Here is a 2938-nt window from a genome sequence, read left to right as displayed (position 1 = left end):
AGCGGCCCGTTCGACACGTAGAAGGCCCCCGTGCGGAGTGCGGCCTTGAGGGCGAACTCGTCCTGCTGCGGCAGTCGGGCCGCATACCAGGAGAGGTTGATGTTCGTGCGCGAGTGGGTGTCATCATCGGCATAGGCCCACAGGAAGGGCCGACCGGCGTCGTAGCAGGCCGTGAGGACCTGATCCCAGAGAGCCTCGCGGGAAAGACCGTCGCCGGTGTAGTTCACATCCAGTCCGGTGAGACCCGGGAGGGCGAGGATGCCGGGTATGTCACCCCGCGAGGGGTGTGCCCAGACCACCAGGCTTCCGAAACCGTCGGCAACGTAGGAGTGGAGTGGGTCGATCGCCCAGGCTACATGCTGAGCGGTGGTCTGACTGGCCGACAGCGGATTCGGCCCGGTCACGAACAGGCTCACGAGATGGGGGCCGAAGCCTGGCTGACCGATGAGCAGGCGTCCTGATTCCTCGACGCCCCGGCAGAGGAGTCCACGGTACTCTGTTTCCTGGGCCACAACCGGCACCACCCTTGTGAGCAGCAGTAGCGACACAGCCGGCAGCGATGCAAGACGCATGGTCAGCAACCTCCGTCGTCAGTCCTGGCCAAGTGCAGGGCGGGAATTCGCGGCCGAGAGCCTTTCGGCCTTCCTGGGCCAGGGGGCTCGGACAGTCGCTGCACGGTGTGGTACTTGCGTCGTCCGCCGGGAAGGGCTCAGGGGCCGCCAGGGCGAATCGTCCCCGCCAGTGCATCTGTGCCAGCCGAGTCCTCCTGGTTCTGAGCCGCACCGGTTGAGGGCTCTCCCCGTTCTGTTGCCAGGAGGTAACAGGTATGAGCAAGACGACCAGCAAGCCGGTTCGCGTAGGCGTGTACGGGATCGGGCGTGGACGTTCCTTCGCCGAGCAGGCCGCCGCGATGGAGGGCGTCGAGTTGGTCGCTATCTGCGACCAGCGTGAGCGACCCTTGCAGGACTTCGTCAAGAGCCACCCGGGTGTGACGGGTTATACGGATTACGCGAAGATGCTGGAGCACGACCTCGACGCCGTGGTCCTCGCGAACTACTGCACCGAGCATGCACCGGCGGCGGTCCAGGCGCTGCAGGCCGGCAAGCATGTGCAAAGCGAATCCATCGCCATCAAGACCATGGGCGAGGCCGTTGACCTCGTGCGTGCCGTTGAGGCCAGCGGGAAGATCTACATGTACGCGGAGAACTACGCCTACATGAACTTCGCCCAGGAGATGGCCTACCTGTATGAGAAGGGCGAGATCGGCGAGTTCCGCTACGCCGAGGGCGAGTACGTGCATCCCGTCTCGGCCGACACGAAGATCAGCCTGGCGCCCACCCTCAACCACTGGCGGAACTGGATTCCGGCGACCTATTACTGCACCCACAGCATGAGCCCAATCATGTACGTCACCCACCTGCGGCCGGTCAAGGTGAACGGGTTCGTCATCCCCTGGGACCCGCAGACACCGGCCTGTAGCGACACCTACAAGGTCAATGACCTTGCCGCGATTCTCATGGTGCAGATGGAGAACGGCGGCTACGCGAAGCTGCTCTTCGGCGCCCTGGAGAAGCACCACAACTGGTACCGCATCTACGGTCACAAGGGTGAGATGGAGAACTCGCGCACGGACGCGGGACAGCTCATCATCCACAAGGAGCCCTGGAACAAGAAGCCCGGTGAGCCCTCGGACCTGGCCTACCGGCCCGAGTTCCGCCGCTTCCACGACCTGGCGACTCGCAGCGGACATGGCGGCGGCGACTTCTTCATGCTGCACGAGTTCATCGATGCGATCCGCACGGACACGCCGCCCTTCTTCGACATCTACCGGGGCCTGCAGATGAGCTGCCTGGGAGTCCTGGCCTACAAGAGCGCGCTGAACAACAACATGGCCATCGACGTACCCAGCTTCCAGTGTGACGCTGAGCTGAAGCCCTATGAGGGCGACAACTGGTCCTGCGACCCGGCCGATGCCGGACCGGGCCAGCCGCTTCCCAGCATCCTGGGCGAGATCAAGAAGCCCAAGAGGCTGCGGGACAAGGTCGCGAAGCGCGCGAAGGAACTGCGGCCCGACTGGGACCTGTAGCCGAAGGCGAACCATCCAGGAGAAGACCCATGCGTGCCTTCAGCGCACTGCTCGCCGTGGCTGCTTTGCTCGGGTCGATGGGCCTGGCACAGGGGGCCGGTTCCGTGGTTACGCTGAACGCCGACGGGATCACGGTCATCAACGGGGAGCCGGTCTTCCCCCTTGGCTTCACTCTTGGCCCGCCTCCGGAAGGCAAGACTCCGGAGGGTAAGGACGGCCTGCAGGAGTTGGCCGACGCCGGAGCGACCTTCCTGCGCACAGGTCCGACCGGAGGCGGCTGGGAGGAGGATGTCCTTGCCCGTGAGCAGGAGTGGGAGGACGCTGCGGCTGAGCACGGGCTTCTGTGCTGGGTCTTTCTGCGCGAACTGGGCAGCGTTGGCCCTGACCAGCCGGAACGCGAGGCCTTGCTGCGCCGGGTGGTGACGCGCTTCAGGGATCACCCGGGCCTCGGCTTCTGGAAAGGTGAGGACGAACCGGCCTGGGGCAAGAAACCCGTGGGCCCGGTCCTGCGCGCCTACCAGATCATCAAGGAACTGGACCGAAACCATCCCGTACAACTGACGCAAGCTCCGCGAAATACGGTCGAGGAGCTGCGCGCCTACAACGGCGGCTGCGACATCACCGCCTGCGACATCTACCCGATCAGCTATCCGCCCGGCGTCCACTCGCTGCTGCCGAACAAAGAGATCAGCATGGTGGGCGACTACACGCGCACCATGATGGAGGTCGCTGAGGGCAAGCTGCCGGTCTGGATGGTCCTGCAGGTTGCCTTCAGCGGCGTCGTCAAGCCCGGCAAGACCCTCCGCTTCCCCACCTTCGCCGAAGAACGGTTCATGGCATACCAGGCCATCA

3 protein-coding genes are annotated in these 2938 nt (G+C 64.7%); 2 read left to right on the top strand and 1 reads right to left on the bottom strand.

All coding sequences use genetic code 11. The annotated features are described in order from the left end of the window. Positions 1-572 (bottom strand): hypothetical protein (locus ABFE16_13025; GenBank protein MEN6346215.1); only part of this gene is annotated, 572 nt, incomplete at its 3' end. Between the two features lie 254 nt (positions 573-826). Here ABFE16_13025 and ABFE16_13020 point away from each other — a divergent pair. Both ABFE16_13020 and ABFE16_13015 read left to right on the top strand, forming a co-directional pair. Then, positions 827-2086: a Gfo/Idh/MocA family oxidoreductase gene (locus tag ABFE16_13020; GenBank protein MEN6346214.1), complete on the top strand. Its 1260-nt coding sequence runs from the start codon at positions 827-829 to the stop codon at positions 2084-2086. A gap of 29 nt (positions 2087-2115) precedes the next feature. Next, positions 2116-2938, top strand: an 823-nt coding sequence (locus tag ABFE16_13015) for a hypothetical protein (GenBank protein ID MEN6346213.1), incomplete at its 3' end; no start/stop codon positions are given.

It is taken from the genome of Armatimonadia bacterium (assembly GCA_039679385.1).
In the GTDB taxonomy this organism is placed as follows: Bacteria; Armatimonadota; Zipacnadia; order Zipacnadales; family JABUFB01; genus JAJFTQ01.
The sequence above is the reverse complement of the archived record's forward strand: the minus strand, read 5'-3'. Positions and strand labels throughout refer to the sequence as shown.